The organism is Acinetobacter sp. YH16056_T (genome assembly GCF_024605895.1).
Classification (GTDB): Bacteria; Pseudomonadota; Gammaproteobacteria; order Pseudomonadales; family Moraxellaceae; genus Acinetobacter; species Acinetobacter amyesii.
Genome location: NZ_CP094545.1, coordinates 383,154 through 397,467 on the forward strand (window position 1 = coordinate 383,154; position 14,314 = coordinate 397,467).

Sequence of the window (14,314 nt, forward strand, 5' to 3'; positions counted from 1 at the left end):
CATTTTAGGACATGGGCTGCATTCAGATGACATGCATATTTATATACATTTGTCTTTTATTTTGATCGTTTATTTTAGTTGTTATTATTGAATAACTTATTGAATTAATTTGTTTAATACTTACAAATAAAAACATTGTAAACAAAAAAGGACGTCCAAAGACGTCCTGTTCAGTGCTTAAAGGGAACCAACTTTTGAGGTTACAGTCCCTGTAATTTTAAACGATTGGCATGTTGGCGGTAGAGCGCAACTGGGTCAGGTGAAAATAGGCTGCGTAGGCCAAAGACCATATTCACTTCATCTAAGTGGTTGTGATTGTAGTCGTCACGGATCACTTGTCCGATGTGGGTGCTACAGCGTCCAACCAAACCGTCATTGTCACGATTTCCATAGGCCAAAGGGGCAAGCCGACTAATCACTGTATCTAATACATCTAATACATTCGTGGCTTGCGCTGTACCCGTCCATGAGTAGTAATACACGCCATTGTCGACTTTGGCACCCGACTGATTGCAGTTCGCCGCTAGTGCTGCGGTTGGAAATTTTGCATTAAATTCAGCAGAACCTTTTTCACTGATTGCGGTGAGTGATGCATCGACACTATTAGGGAGACTCGAGTTGCCTTCAGCCCAAGTAATAATCGGTGCTAAAAGTTGATCGCCAAGTACACCAAAGACTGAATTAATGGTTTTGTTGGCTTGGATCTTATCTGCGACTAGAGAGCCGCGATAAGTGCCTGCAACCCCAGTTACCGAAGCTACATATTCAGGCTTGATCGCTGCAATATAACGTGTGGTTGGCCCACCATGTGAATGACCAATGAGGTTCACTTTAGGTTGTCCGGTCAGGGCAAGGACTTCTTCGACTTGAGAGAGCAATTGCTCACCGCGAACTTCTGTCGACTCTAGCGGAGAAACTTGGGCAGCAAAGGTATTGGCACCGTTGCGGGCTAAATCCGGCAAAATTTGATAAAAATAATCCATGCCAAAGCTGTCAAAGCCAATGCGAGTAAACCCGAACATGCCATGGGTAAATACAATCGGGTATTTGGTCTTAGCATAGCTTGCCGAGCTATTGGCGGTGACATGTTGAAGTCCAGCTGCAGCTTGGGACTGTGAGGTTGCGGCAGCTGCTGAGGCAGCGATGATTGCGCATAAAAGAGCTTGTGGTTTTTTCATCATTTCATCCTGAAATTGAAGTTATTTTTAAATTGTTATTTGTACTTATTCTGCAAAAGGTAATTTTCCACCTTGATCATGTACAGATTCAAAGGTATTAACGCGGAGCTGATCTTCCTTGGATTTAAAATGTTGATTACGGAGCTGCTGTACTGCTTGTTGTTTAGTACTGTCACTCATATTGCTTTTCACAATACTGTCACGCTCTGTGAGATATTGATTCACGCTAGATTTCCAAGAGCTGCGCTGGTTGTCTAGATTTTCAAGGCGCTGAGTGGCTTCTGGACCAACTAAATTTAACCGCATTTGATGGATTTCTTCGCTTGATCCACCACGGGCTTTAATGTCCGCTGTGAGTTTGCGTAAATCTTCAAGTTTATTGATTTGTTCCAGATTTTCTTTCCAATCTTCTGGGAGTTCATCAAACAGGGCTTTTAGTTTTTTTGCTTTTTCAGACTCAGACAGTTTTTTGTCATTCACCACTTCCATGCGTTTCAGCGTGTATTCGTGATAGGTATTTTCCTTGCCAAATAAACCTTCAATTTCATAATCAGAAAAGAACTGTTTTCTTAAATCCTGAGTACTGCTATAGATCGAGCGATAATATTGTGGTGATTCTTTGTCGTCACTTGGTGGCTGTAAATTACCTAATTGTTCACGATATTTCATATAGCGATCCCACAAATCATAAATTTGTGACAGCGCCGGTTCTTTATGACCTTGTGCAATGTAGGTTTTAAAATCCTTTTTGATTTGATCTATCGACTTTTCACCATATTGAGTGATGAAATATTCAAAACAATTCCGTGTTTGTTCGTTCACGATCAGACGGTTTGAACCATCCATACTGATTTGACAGTTAACTTCTGTGTCTTGTTGACTTGGACTGAGCAGTGAAGAACCGCTTGTGGCTTGTGCTGTAGCATTTTCGCCCTGAGCTAAAGGCGTATTTTGTTGTTGAATCGATTGATCTGAAGGATCATTTTGTGATGTTTTTGGTGCAAGCCAATACATGAATGCGGCTGCCGCAATAACCACAATGGCTAAAATCAGCCAGAGTTTATTTTTTTGCATATCCCAATGCACCTTTATTCCGTTTTAATTGTTTTATGAGTTCTAAATGTGAACTCAATATGACATAAAAGAATGATAAAAACATAGAAAAGTTGTAAACGCTTAGCATGGATTGATACCATGGCGCAGTTCTCTTTTTGCCCTATTTTAGTCATGAAAAAAGCTTCTCCTAAGATTCAGCGTCGTCCAGTACATGGTGTATTTTTATTAAATAAGCCTTTGGGCATTAGCTCGAATGCTGCATTACAAAAAGTGCGTTGGTTGTATCGAGCACAAAAAGCAGGACATACAGGTGCGCTAGATCCATTAGCCTCAGGTTTATTGCCGATTTGTTTGGGTGAAGCGACTAAGTTTTCACATTTCTTGCTCGACTCGACCAAGCGTTATCAAACCACGGTCTTTTTAGGACACAGCACCACGACGGGTGATGTGGAGGGTGAGGTACTGATGGAACAAGCCGTACCTGTTTTGACGGAAGCCACGATTCAGCAGGTGTTGGCACAGTTCGTGGGAGATATTCAACAAACTCCACCGATGTATTCTGCGCTGAAAAAAGAAGGTCGCCCGCTGTACGAGTTGGCGCGTAAAGGCATAGAAATTGAGCGTGAAGCACGTCCAATTTCGATTTATGCCATCGAGTTATTATCATTTAGTGAGAATAGTATTACACTCGACATCACCTGTTCCAAAGGCACATATATTCGTGTTTTAGGCGAAGATATTGCCAAAGCATTGGGTACTTTTGGACATTTGACCTATCTACACCGTACGCAAACAGGGCATTTTGATCTTAACCCAAGCTTTACCATTGAATATTTAGAGAGTCTGACCGAAGCTGAGCGTGAAGCATTATTGCTGCCGGTGTATTCGCCTGTCGATCATTTCTGCAAAGTGCAAGCGCCGGAAGGTCGAGCTGAATATTTTAGTCGTGGAATGGAAAGTAATATTGAGCATGCTGCGGAAGCGCAGGTTTTGGTATTTGATGGTGAGCGTTGTTTAGGGCTGGCTGAAATTACAGACCGTAAACGTTTGGTGCCTAAGCGTGTGTTAAATCTAGAGTAGCTGATACAGCATTGAAGACTTCTTATGGACTTTGAAATTATTTTAAGCCTCTTATTTTTTGCATTTTTTGCCGGTGCAATTGATGCAGCAGTGGGGGGCGGAGGATTAATTCAAATTCCAGCCATTATGAATGCCATGCCGCACTTATCTCCGGCGACGGTGTTTGGCACCAATAAGTTGTCTTCGATTTTTGGTACAGCGTCAGCTTCCTATTCTTTTTTACGCCAAGTCAAACTCCGTTGGAAATTACTTGCGGTCATTGCAAGCTGTGCATTTGTTGCCTCCTTTGTGGGAGCAGCCTGTGTATCAATGATTCCAAAAGAAGTCTTACGTCCTTTCGTTTTGGTCATGTTGATCGTGATTGCGATCTATACCTTTGCCAAAAAACAATTTGGTCAGGTGCATGTACGCCAAGAACTGACTCCTAAAATCCTAGGTTTTGCCGCTATTGGTAGTCTGGTGATTGGCTTTTATGATGGCATCTTTGGACCTGGCACTGGCAGTTTCTTTATTTTCTTTTTTATTCGTTATCTACAAGCAGACTTTTTACATGCCTCTGCTTTGTCAAAAGTCGCCAACTTAACCACCAACCTTGCAGCACTGAGTTTTTTTGCGCCCACTGGCCATGTGTTATTTGCGATAGGCTTGATGATGGCTATAGCAAATATTTTAGGCTCGATCGTTGGTGTACGTGCGGCGATTAAATACGGCAGTGGTTTTATTCGAATTCTATTTTTGATTTTGGTGAGTATTTTGATTATACGGTTGGGTTATCAAACCTTTACGGGACAAGCTTAAAACAAATCTTAACAGAGCGTTGCTGAATTCTGTCGCTGAAATGATTAGTATGAAAATAAGCGACTCGTTTGAGTTGTGGATAATAATTAAATTGCATAATACACAATTAGCTAAGCATCAGAGGTCATCACTACAATGAATATATTTGAAGCTTTACGCCAAAGTCATGAAAAGCAACGAGAACTTGCTGAAAAACTCATTCAAACATCAGGGGATACACCTGAGCGTCGAGATTTATTTGAGCTGCTCAAAAATGAGTTATTTGCTCATGCTGTCGGGGAAGACCGATATTTTTATATTCCTTTAATGATGACCGATTCGGGGCTAAATATTACCCGTCATGCCTTGGCTGAACATCATGAAATGGACGAACTTTTAGAGCAGTTGACTGAGACTGAATTTAGCAATCCGGGCTGGCTGGCCATTGCCAAAAAACTTTCAGAAACAGTGCATCATCATTTACAGGAAGAGGAACACGGTTTCTTTCAACAAGCCGGTAAAATATTGGATGATAAGCAAAAAGAAGCCTTGGCCAAACAATATTTAGCCGAGTATAAAAAATATAAAAAAGCGGATAAAGACAGTCTGACCGGTTAAGTCCTGTATAGAATCTAGACTTTTTCGAACCTTGTATTTAAAAGCTTAGATGTAAGAGCGCTTAGACAATTTGTTGAAAAATGGCGGCAATCCCGCCATTTTTATTTAACTATTTTGCCTTTAAAAATTTAGCTGGCTGTTTCCGATTTAGAGGAACGCATCGTCACCCCGACTGAGGCGAGCATAATGCACACCAGTGCGATCCATTGCCACATGCCGATACGTTCTCCCAATAAAACCATACCCGTAATAGCTGCCAGAGCAGGTGAGATACTCGACAATGTGCCATAACTCAGCTTGCTTAGAATCTTCAAGGCTTTGAGGTCTAGGGCATAGGGAATCGCTGTGGCTAAAATGGCAATCAATAGTGCTTTAGGCCAATATTGTGTATCCAATAAAGCTGCTGCGTTGTTATAGAGGCCGATGGGTAATAAGGTCAATGCCGATAAACTAATGGCAATGGTCAGTGCATGCATGCCAATATTTTGGTGTACCACTTTTTGCCCGAAATAAATATAAAAGGCCCAACAGAGTCCGGCAGCCAAGGCACACGCCGCACCAATCAGTGAGAAATTACCACTCTGGGCTTGTCCCCAAGGCACCATCAACGCAATCCCTAAGATCGCCAAAAACACCCAAATATAGTCACTACGATTTTTAATCGACAGCAATGCCAAACCTAGAGGCCCAATAAACTCCAGTCCTACAGCAATGCCTTGAGGGAGTTTGCCCAGTGACATATAGAACAAGACATTCATGAGGCACAGGGCTGCGCTATAGCAGAGTAAATCACGCCATTTTAAAAATGACAGCCGTTTTAAAATGTGCCAAGAGCGGAACATCAAACAAATAATAATCGAGGCAAAACACAGCCTTAAAATGGTCACGCTCAGTGGGTCTAGTACCAAAAACAGTTGTTTGGCAAAGGAAGCACTGATCTGATAGGAGATCATGGAGAGCACCATGAAAACAACAGCAAGAAGTTGTGAATTTGGCATGCGGCACACAGTTGTTGGGCGGCGTTGAGCCCTATTTTTGAATCAGTACAGTATAGCGGTTAATGCTGACAGTTGAGTGAATTTTAACATTTGATCAAATCATGATGGGTTCTAAATTTAATATTCTAAGGTTCGGCGGATGTAAGAGCAGGACTGAGCACATCATGATTCAATTTGAATTCAAAAAATTGAGTCTGAGATTCATGCAGTTCATCCATTGTCAGTGGGAACATATTTTGAATTTAAATGACTTTGGCTTTTTGCGTGGTATAGGTACACCCAATCGAGGCACAGATGATGACAGCAAGGGCTAACCACTGGGTCCAAAGTAATTGTTCATTTAAGAAAACAAAACCAGAGAGTGCTGCAATTGCAGGTTCTAGGCTCATAAGCGTTCCGAAACTGAGTGCCGTTAAATTGCGGAGCGCAATCATTTCTAAGCTAAAGGGGATGGCACTGGCTAAGGTGGCTAAAGCAAGAAAATAAAAGAGGCTCATCGGTTCAAAGGCATGTGCAGGAATCCCTACAAATAATGCAATTGGCATGAGCATACACATGCCGACAAACATACCTAAACAAACCGTATGGTTGCCTGAAACGCCAGAGGGTTTCTGACCTGCCACAATATAGAGTGCCCAACAGGCACCTGCGCCAAGGGCGAGGGCAATGCCAACAGGATCAAGTCGTTGTGCAGCTTGGTCAAAAGGAAAAAGTAGGATAAGGCCTAAAATAGCCAGTCCGACCCAAATAAAGTCAAATTTTCGGCGTGCAGCAAATAGTGCGACACTGAGCGGGCCCATAAATTCAAAAGAGACGGCAATGCCGAGCGGGAGACGATCAATCGACAAGTAAAATAATACATTCATCCCTGCTAAGGCACAGCCATAGCTCAGAATAGACGACCATTTCACTTGTTTAAAATTGATCTGCCAAACTTTAAAAATAATCGCCAAGATCAAAGCGCCCAGCATTAAACGCATGGCCGAAACGGTCAGTATGGGAAATTGACCGAAAAGATATTTGGCAAAGGAACCGCTGCTTTGCATGCTGATCATGGCAATAAGCAAGATCAGCGGTGCTTGGACAGCCGGTGCAACTTTAAAATTTGGCATAGACTAAATTTGTTTCGATGACTCGAATAGCGGGAGATTGGCAAAAGCCAGATTTTAAAAGTCTACTACAATAAAAAAACCACAGCCCGAAGGCTGTGGCTTCAGTGTCTAATTAATTTAGAACAATACGCGAACGCGGATGGTACCTTCCACTTCGTGAAGAGTATCCAAAGCTTCTTTAGATGCAGTTGCATCAACGTCCATCACAAGATAGCCCACATCGCCTTTAGTCATTAATGACTGACCAGAGATGTTGATACCGTGTTCAGCAAACAAGTTGTTGATTTTTGAAAGAACGCCTGGCACGTTTTTGTGGATATGAAGTAAACGGTGTTTGCCTTCAGTCAACGGTAACGCGATTTCTGGGAAGTTCACTGCAGATAAAGTCATACCTTTATCAGAGTAAGCAACGAATTTTTCAGCAACTTCAAGACCGATGTTCGCTTGCGCTTCCATCGTAGAACCACCAACGTGAGGGGTTAAAATCACGTTGTCTAGGCCACGAAGTGGAGAAACGAATTCTTCACCGTTTGCTTTAGGTTCTTTAGGGAATACGTCTACAGCCGCACCAGCAATATGACCAGATTTGATTGCATCAGCAAGATCTTCAATGATGACACATGTACCACGTGCAGCATTGAGGAAGATTGCGCCTTCTTTCATTTGAGCAAATTGGTCTTTGCCGAAGAAGTTGCGAGTTGATGGAACGTCTGGAACGTGTAGAGATACGACATCTGCATTGGCAAGAAGTTCACCCATAGAACCGACTTGACGTGCATTACCCATTGGAAGCTTAGTCACGGCATCGTAATAAATTACGTGCATACCTAAACTTTCAGCAAGTACAGAAAGTTGCGAGCCAATCGAACCGTAACCAACAATACCTAAAGTTTTACCACGAGTTTCAAATGAACCAACTGCAGACTTGTTCCAACCACCACGGTGAGTTGAAGCAGATTTTGCAGGAACACCACGAAGTAATAGAATCGCTTCAGCAAGTACTAGTTCAGCAACTGAACGCGTATTTGAGTATGGTGCGTTAAATACTGGAATACCGCGAATCATTGCAGCATTTAAGTTCACTTGGTTTGTACCGATACAGAAACAACCCACAGCAATCAGTTTGTTCGCCGCTTCAAAAACTTCTTCAGTTAATTGAGTACGTGAACGAATACCAATGAAGTGAGCATCTTTAACCGCTTCTTTCAACGCTTCACCCTCAAGCGCAGTTTTACGGTAGTCAATGTTGGTGTATCCAGCAGCATTTAGAGTGTCGATTGCGTTTTGGTGAACGCCTTCTAACAACAAGAAACGAATTTTATCTTTAGGTAAAGAAAGATGTTGGCTCATTACGGCTCCGCTACAAAGGCCAAATTTAGTGCGCATATAATAGCATAGGAAGTCGCCTGATATACATTTCCTTTATGACCGACGTCATGGCTATTTTGGCGAATGATGAGTCAATATTTTTTAGATTTGGTCTAATTAACTTGGCCATATTCCTCGTGACATTTTGAAATCACGTTTTTCTTTGGGTTTTGTCAAAAAAAGCCCAGTTATAGCTTATAATGGAGCCGCTCAAAATCATCATGACCAATTCCCTGACATTTTGATGCGCTCTGTTTCAGGCTTTTTCCCTTGAAATATGCGTTACCGCAGTTTTGACTGAATGAAGTCTGGACCTTTAAAAAAACTTGTTTACTTCTTGCAAGGTCTGAAAACGATGAATGCTCCAGTCGCTTTAACCCCAGAGTTATTGACCCAATTGACCGCTATTGTTGGCGAAAGCCGAATTAAAACCGATGCGGATAGTCTCCAAAATTGGGGTCGTGACCATACTAAGCACTTCGATCCAAACCCGTCGGTCGTCGTTTTCCCTTCAAGCACAGAACAAGTTCAACAGATTGTAAAACTTGCCAACCAATTTAATGTAGCGATCACACCAAGTGGCGGTCGTACAGGTTTATCTGCGGGTGCTGTGGCTGCCAACGGTGAAATCGTGGTAAGCATGGACAAGATGAACCAAATCTTGGAATTCTTCCCAGCTGACCGTATGGTTCGCGTACAAGCAGGTGTAGTGACTGAACAACTTCAGAACTATGCTGAAGAACAAGGCATGTACTACCCAGTTGATTTTGCATCTTCAGGTTCATCTCAAATTGGCGGTAACATTGGTACCAATGCCGGTGGTATTAAAGTCATCAAATACGGTATGACACGTAACTGGGTGTTGGGCATGACTGTGGTCACAGGTAAAGGTGACGTCCTGCGCTTGAACAAAGGCATGATCAAAAACGCGACTGGTTATGCACTTCAACACTTATTTATTGGTGGTGAAGGTACACTAGGTTTAGTGACTGAAGCTGAAATCAAACTTGAACGTCAACCCCATGACTTACAAGTGTTGGTTCTCGGTGTGCCTGATTTTGATGCGATTATGCCTGTTCTACATGCCTTCCAAAAGAAAATCGACCTGACTGCATTTGAGTTCTTTGGTGAGCTTGCGATGCAAAAAGTATTGGACAATGGTCATGTGCAACGTCCGTTTGAAACACCATGTCCGTTCTATGTATTACTTGAGTTTGAAGCACCATTTGAACCGATCATGGATGCGGCAATGGAAATTTTTGAACATTGCATGGAACAAGGTTGGGTACTGGATGGCGTGATGAGCCAAAGCTTAGACCAAGTACATAGCTTATGGCGTTTACGCGAAGACATTTCAGAGTCAATCGCACCGTTCACACCATACAAAAATGACATCTCAGTTCTGATTACACATGTGCCTGCATTTATTAAAGAAATTGATGCAATTGTGGAAGCGAATTACCCAGACTTTGAAATTTGCTGGTTCGGTCATATTGGTGACGGTAACTTGCACTTAAATATTTTGAAACCTGCGGATTTAAGTAAAGATGAATTCTTTGCAAAATGCCAAGTGGTAAATAAATACGTATTTGAAACTGTGAAAAAATATGACGGTTCAATTTCAGCAGAACATGGCGTGGGTATGACCAAAAAGCCTTACCTCGATTACACACGTTCAGCAGAAGAAATCGAATATATGAAAGCATTGAAAAAAGTATTCGATCCAAATGCGATTATGAACCCAGGTAAATTGTTCGATCTTTAATTTTTTAAAGACGTACTAGAACGCATCTTCAGATGCGTTTTTTTATGGTTATAGCACGACTTTGTAGCCGCCTATGGATGAGAAACAGCACATTGATTTTGTGGAATGGACTACTTCTTTTACATTGCTTAAATAGTGTTTTGGACAAATGTTCGGCATGATAGGTCTGAATAATAAATTTGAGTTGCTTCTATGTATCGTTTAATTGCTGTGTCTGCATTGTGTGTGGGGATGTTGGCGGGTTGTGCGACAACGCAGAAAATTGTGTCTAAAGTCGGTTCTTCTGCTACACCACTCGATCAGGTATTAAAAGAACGTCCTGATTTGCGTAAAGAGTTGTCGACTGTGGAAATTCGTCAGTACTTTAACCGTGTTGAGTCGCCAAATGCGGGGCAGGTGAAAGTGACTGAAACGGGTTTAATGGATGATTCGGTGAAATCAATTCGTACTATTTATAGTTTTAGATTGGTGGATGGTGACTGGCAGCGTGTAAATACGCAAAAGGAATATCAGTGCCAACGTGGTAAAAATACCAAGACTTTCCAATCGGCGAAGTGTCCTTAAATTATAAAAAGTTAAGGTCTAAATTTCTTATTAAATATTCAGCATGACGGGGTCCTTTCATTTTAAATTCGATGATTGGAGCTCGTATCTACTTTTGTTTCGGCAAAAGTAGCAAAACCATCTTTCATCCGCAAAACTCGTCAAATACCATCTTCAATTGTGTAGGTCGCAGAAACTTTACATATTGAATGTGTCCTGACTCGGACAGTTGCGGATGAGTTTCCGCGTATCTTAATTTTCATCCTAAACATAGAATATTCAATCCTAAAAATTTTCTCGTGAGTTCGTATAGTTTTTAATAATATTGAACCGAATTCAAATCATGATCAGATTTCAATTGTATGATGAAAACCCTCGCTTTTATTCACGTCAATGATTCAGGCACACCTGTCGGTGACTTTGCTCCAGTGACTTCAGTTTTTTCCCATTATGAATTGGGCAATACTGTTTCGCCATTTTTATTACTCGACCATTTAGGGCCTGGGGTGCTGAAACCAACCCAACTGAAAAAAGGTGTGCTGGAACACCCACATCGAGGCTTTGAAACCGTCACCTTGGTGTTTAAAGGTGAACTTGAACATCATGATACGACTGGCGGCGGTGGCGTCATTGGTGAGGGCGATGTGCAGTGGATGACTGCTGCTTCAGGAATACAACACGAAGAAGTTTTTAGCCAAGCCTTTGCACAGCGGGGCGGAGCATTTGAAATCTTGCAACTTTGGGTCAATCTGCCTGCCAAAGATAAAATGAATCCTGCACGCTATCAGAGCTTAGCCAAAGCCAGTATTCCTGTAGTGGATTTAGCAGATAATGCAGGTTATGTACGGGTGATTGCCGGGCAATATTTAACAGCCCACGGCCCTGCAGAAACACATACACCTATGCAAGTATTTGATGTCTTTGTCAGAGCAAATCAAAGCATCACACTGCCTGCACAAGAAGGGGATACCACGCTGGTATATTTACGCTCGGGCAAGCTGAAATTTACTGAAACAGATGAACCGTTAAATGCACAGCATATGGCAGTTATGTCGAGCCAAGGTGAAAATGTAGAATTGACGGCAGTCGAAGATAGCCACATGTTGTATTTATCGGCGCAGCCTTTAAATGAGCCCATTTATGGGCGAGGTTATTTTGTGATGAATCATTTTGCAGAAGTCATGCAAGCCTATGAGGACCTAAAACAAGGTCGCTTTATCCAAAAAGCAGACAATGAAAAACCATAAAAGCGGTAGTTTAAAAAGACCAATACAACGCCAGCAAACACTGTTAAAATAGTCGGACTCAAACCGACAGATCGGTTCGTTGAAGTTCATTTTATCTCTATCTAGCGTCTTGTGAATACGACGCACATATGGCGGATACGCCGCAAATTCATTTTTAAAATTAATATTACAGTGCTCGTCATTGGGCTGAAGAGTCTCTCCCTATTTGTCAATTCAAGCTCGACAGCACACATTTGATATGTAGATAACAATGCAAAACGTACAAACCACAAAATTAAGTCGTGCCACCTTAATGTTTCCCTTGGCACTGGTTTTATTTGAATTTTCTGTCTATATCGGCAACGACTTAGTCCAACCCGCCATGCTTGCGATTACCCAAGAGTTTGGCGTGAGTAGTGCATGGGCACCCTCGTCGATGTCATTTTACTTATTGGGAGGTGCCTGTGTCGCTGCGATATTAGGACCCTTGTCAGACCGATTAGGCCGTAAAAAAGTCCTGTTGGGTGGTGTAGCGTTCTTTAGCTTATGCTGTTTAGCGATATTGCTCACACATAATATCGAAAGCTTTTTAACTTTGCGTTTTTTACAAGGTTTTGGCTTGTCGGTTATTTCAGCCGTGGGCTATGCCGCTGTTCAGGAAACTTTTGAAGAGCGAGATGCCATCAAAGTCATGGCGATCATGGCCAATATTTCACTACTGGCGCCACTGATCGGACCCGTCCTCGGTGCCTTTATGATTGATCACGTGTCATGGCATTGGGGTTTTATAGGAATCGCATTTCTATCTTTTCTGAGTTGGTTTGGTTTAAAAGCCAAGATGCCGGCTCAGCACATCAGCATCCCAAAGCAACCGGTGGGTTATATTATCGATGACTTTAAACAGGTGTTAAAAAACAAACGCTTTTTGGCACTGACACTGGGCCTACCAATGGTGGCAATGCCTCTGATGCTGTGGATTGCGCTATCTCCGGTCATATTGGTGGAGCAGCTTGGGCTGAGTAGCATGCAATACGGCATGGCGCAGTTTCCTGTTTTGGGCGGTCTGATCCTCGGTAATATTGTCCTGATTAAAATCATCGACAAATTGCCTCTAGGTCAGTCTGTGATGATCGGGCTACCTTTGATGTTACTCGGAACGAGCCTCGTGGTGATTGGGACGATGACTGAAAGTTATTTTCTGACATTGCTCATTCTTGGTATGACTTTAGTCAGTTTTGGTGAAGGGATTAGCTTTTCTGTGCTCTATCGATTTGCCTTAATGTCGTCTGAAATGTCGAAGGGCACTGTGGCTGCGGCAGTGTCTGTGATCATGATGCTGACGTTCTTTGCCGTGATTGAAATCGTGCGCGTGCTGTATGAAAACTTTGGCCTTTGGGCCTATAGTTTGGCAGGATTTACCCTCATTATCTTGTGGTTCAGCCTACCACGCTTGGTGGTGCGAGATATTATGCGACAACGTAAATTGACGGGTGAGTTTTAAATTCGAGTTCATGCCATTATAGAAAAAGCCCAATGCTGTGTAGAACAACATTGGGCTTTTTTATTTGTTGTATACCGTCTTAATTTGATGTTGCAGGTTGTTCTGCATTTTTTAATTTACGATCGAAAATAAACGGGCCAAAAGGCAAAATTGATGCAATTAAGCCCATTAGAAATACGCTAAGCGACCATTTTTGCTTTTCACAGACCACAAATAGCACCACCAAGAAGGCAATAAACAAGACGCCATGTCCCATACCGACGTATTTGACCAATATTGGATTATCCATCAGGTACTTCATTGGCATAGCAATGAACAATAATAATAAAAAGGAGATGCCTTCGAGTAGGCCCACAAAGCGTAAGGTCTTGATATTCATGCGAAGTCTAAATTCAAAGTGATTTCAGTCTTGAGTGTACCTGAAAGCACAGCAGGAACGAAGCGTTCCTGTTGAAATAATTGATCCGTATATTGAGTCTAAGTAATTGTTTTTAAAGTTAATTCTGAGTCATCTGCTCGGATTAATCTTCTAGATCCGTTAAGGCATCTTCAATTGAACCCTGATCAAATTCATAGTTACAGCCGAATAAAATCATTGGGCTTTTTCCGGTCATTTCAGACAGGCTTAGTTTTTGATTGATTGCATGCAGATCATCCGTTTCAGCTTCCGTACGTAGGATTTTTTCACCACGGAAAAACGGCAAATTGGCAAACATCCGATGCTGCTCAATACCATATTTTTGGGCAAGTTTTTTCACATCGGCTTGGCGATAGATTGCGAATACTGCATTGGAAGACAGGCCAATTTCTTGGGTCGGCATGCCAAAAAACTCTACAGCCTGCTTATTTTTATAGATATAAATAAACGGCTGATGTGGGTCATCATGGCGTTTCCAACCCAATTGGCCCAGAGCCTTTTCATAGTCGAGTAAAGTGTCATGGTAGGTGTCGTAATCGGCCTGACATTCCAAAATACGTTTTAAATCTTGTGTTGTCGGTGCTGCAAAAACAGAAGACGCAGCTAAACATGAGGTCGCCACAATCATAGGCAATATGAGGCGTTTAAAACCTAAACTAAGCATTTTCATCATG

At 42.1% G+C, this 14,314-nt stretch carries 14 protein-coding genes; 7 read left to right on the top strand and 7 right to left on the bottom strand.

Going from position 1 to position 14,314, the window contains the following annotated elements; all coding sequences use genetic code 11:
• Positions 1 to 200: 200 nt before the first annotated feature.
• Positions 201 to 1,178, bottom strand: a complete 978-nt coding sequence (locus tag MST17_RS01825; RefSeq protein ID WP_257223986.1) for a triacylglycerol lipase — start codon at positions 1,176 to 1,178, stop codon at positions 201 to 203.
• A 45-nt stretch (positions 1,179 to 1,223) separates the two neighbouring features.
• Positions 1,224 to 2,252, bottom strand: coding sequence for a lipase secretion chaperone (locus tag MST17_RS01830; RefSeq protein WP_180026085.1), 1,029 nt, complete (start codon positions 2,250 to 2,252; stop codon positions 1,224 to 1,226).
• A gap of 153 nt (positions 2,253 to 2,405) precedes the next feature.
• On the opposite strand from MST17_RS01830, the gene truB reads away from it, so the two are divergent.
• The 3 genes from truB (at position 2,406) to MST17_RS01845 (ending at position 4,709) form a co-directional block, all read left to right on the top strand.
• On the top strand, positions 2,406 to 3,314 hold the full coding sequence (gene truB / locus MST17_RS01835; protein WP_180026126.1) for a tRNA pseudouridine(55) synthase TruB: 909 nt from the start codon (positions 2,406 to 2,408) through the stop codon (positions 3,312 to 3,314).
• A 24-nt stretch (positions 3,315 to 3,338) separates the two neighbouring features.
• Complete coding sequence (locus tag MST17_RS01840; RefSeq protein ID WP_180026084.1) at positions 3,339 to 4,112, top strand: TSUP family transporter; 774 nt, start codon at positions 3,339 to 3,341, stop codon at positions 4,110 to 4,112.
• Between the two features lie 135 nt (positions 4,113 to 4,247).
• The gene (locus tag MST17_RS01845; protein WP_180026083.1) at positions 4,248 to 4,709 is read left to right on the top strand and encodes a hemerythrin domain-containing protein; all 462 of its coding nucleotides are present in this window, start codon (positions 4,248 to 4,250) and stop codon (positions 4,707 to 4,709) included.
• A gap of 128 nt (positions 4,710 to 4,837) precedes the next feature.
• Here MST17_RS01845 and MST17_RS01850 read toward each other — a convergent pair whose 3' ends face one another.
• From MST17_RS01850 to serA, 3 genes are all read right to left on the bottom strand, one after another.
• Entirely contained in the window at positions 4,838 to 5,707 is an 870-nt protein-coding gene (locus tag MST17_RS01850) for a DMT family transporter (RefSeq protein ID WP_180026082.1), read from the bottom strand.
• 242 nt (positions 5,708 to 5,949) lie between these two features.
• The gene (locus tag MST17_RS01855) at positions 5,950 to 6,819 is read right to left on the bottom strand and encodes an EamA family transporter (RefSeq protein WP_180026081.1); all 870 of its coding nucleotides are present in this window, start codon (positions 6,817 to 6,819) and stop codon (positions 5,950 to 5,952) included.
• A 117-nt stretch (positions 6,820 to 6,936) separates the two neighbouring features.
• Entirely contained in the window at positions 6,937 to 8,169 is a 1,233-nt protein-coding gene (serA, locus tag MST17_RS01860) for a phosphoglycerate dehydrogenase (protein ID WP_078192852.1), read from the bottom strand.
• A gap of 373 nt (positions 8,170 to 8,542) precedes the next feature.
• Between serA and MST17_RS01865 the strand changes: the two genes are divergently transcribed.
• The 4 genes from MST17_RS01865 to MST17_RS01880 all read left to right on the top strand — a co-directional run bounded on the left by MST17_RS01865 (position 8,543) and on the right by MST17_RS01880 (position 13,222).
• Entirely contained in the window at positions 8,543 to 9,952 is a 1,410-nt protein-coding gene (locus tag MST17_RS01865; RefSeq protein WP_180026080.1) for an FAD-binding oxidoreductase, read from the top strand.
• Positions 9,953 to 10,144: 192 nt separating this feature from the next.
• Positions 10,145 to 10,516 carry a hypothetical protein gene (locus MST17_RS01870; protein WP_078192499.1) on the top strand — a complete coding sequence of 124 codons (372 nt, stop codon included), beginning with the start codon at positions 10,145 to 10,147 and terminating at the stop codon, positions 10,514 to 10,516.
• Positions 10,517 to 10,860: 344 nt separating this feature from the next.
• Positions 10,861 to 11,742, top strand: a complete 882-nt coding sequence (locus tag MST17_RS01875) for a pirin family protein (RefSeq protein ID WP_180026125.1) — start codon at positions 10,861 to 10,863, stop codon at positions 11,740 to 11,742.
• Positions 11,743 to 11,992: 250 nt separating this feature from the next.
• The gene (locus MST17_RS01880) at positions 11,993 to 13,222 is read left to right on the top strand and encodes an MFS transporter (protein ID WP_180026079.1); all 1,230 of its coding nucleotides are present in this window, start codon (positions 11,993 to 11,995) and stop codon (positions 13,220 to 13,222) included.
• A gap of 79 nt (positions 13,223 to 13,301) precedes the next feature.
• On the opposite strand, the gene MST17_RS01885 is transcribed toward MST17_RS01880, so the two are convergent.
• On the bottom strand, positions 13,302 to 13,601 hold the full coding sequence (locus MST17_RS01885; RefSeq protein WP_078189335.1) for a DUF3817 domain-containing protein: 300 nt from the start codon (positions 13,599 to 13,601) through the stop codon (positions 13,302 to 13,304).
• A gap of 142 nt (positions 13,602 to 13,743) precedes the next feature.
• Positions 13,744 to 14,313, bottom strand: coding sequence for a hypothetical protein (locus MST17_RS01890; protein WP_180026078.1), 570 nt, complete (start codon positions 14,311 to 14,313; stop codon positions 13,744 to 13,746).
• Position 14,314: the final 1 nt, after the last annotated feature.

Bases quoted from the DNA above. Each gene is read 5' to 3' on its own strand.
- MST17_RS01825 (WP_257223986.1), bottom strand. From the start codon at position 1,178: ATGAAAAAACCACAAGCTCTTTTATGCGCAATCATCGCTGCCTCAGCA.
- MST17_RS01830 (WP_180026085.1), bottom strand. From the start codon at position 2,252: ATGCAAAAAAATAAACTCTGGCTGATTTTAGCCATTGTGGTTATTGCG.
- truB (WP_180026126.1), top strand. From the start codon at position 2,406: ATGAAAAAAGCTTCTCCTAAGATTCAGCGTCGTCCAGTACATGGTGTA.
- MST17_RS01840 (WP_180026084.1), top strand. From the start codon at position 3,339: ATGGACTTTGAAATTATTTTAAGCCTCTTATTTTTTGCATTTTTTGCC.
- MST17_RS01845 (WP_180026083.1), top strand. From the start codon at position 4,248: ATGAATATATTTGAAGCTTTACGCCAAAGTCATGAAAAGCAACGAGAA.
- MST17_RS01850 (WP_180026082.1), bottom strand. From the start codon at position 5,707: ATGCCAAATTCACAACTTCTTGCTGTTGTTTTCATGGTGCTCTCCATG.
- MST17_RS01855 (WP_180026081.1), bottom strand. From the start codon at position 6,819: ATGCCAAATTTTAAAGTTGCACCGGCTGTCCAAGCACCGCTGATCTTG.
- serA (WP_078192852.1), bottom strand. From the start codon at position 8,169: ATGAGCCAACATCTTTCTTTACCTAAAGATAAAATTCGTTTCTTGTTG.
- MST17_RS01865 (WP_180026080.1), top strand. From the start codon at position 8,543: ATGAATGCTCCAGTCGCTTTAACCCCAGAGTTATTGACCCAATTGACC.
- MST17_RS01870 (WP_078192499.1), top strand. From the start codon at position 10,145: ATGTATCGTTTAATTGCTGTGTCTGCATTGTGTGTGGGGATGTTGGCG.
- MST17_RS01875 (WP_180026125.1), top strand. From the start codon at position 10,861: ATGAAAACCCTCGCTTTTATTCACGTCAATGATTCAGGCACACCTGTC.
- MST17_RS01880 (WP_180026079.1), top strand. From the start codon at position 11,993: ATGCAAAACGTACAAACCACAAAATTAAGTCGTGCCACCTTAATGTTT.
- MST17_RS01885 (WP_078189335.1), bottom strand. From the start codon at position 13,601: ATGAATATCAAGACCTTACGCTTTGTGGGCCTACTCGAAGGCATCTCC.
- MST17_RS01890 (WP_180026078.1), bottom strand. From the start codon at position 14,313: ATGATGAAAATGCTTAGTTTAGGTTTTAAACGCCTCATATTGCCTATG.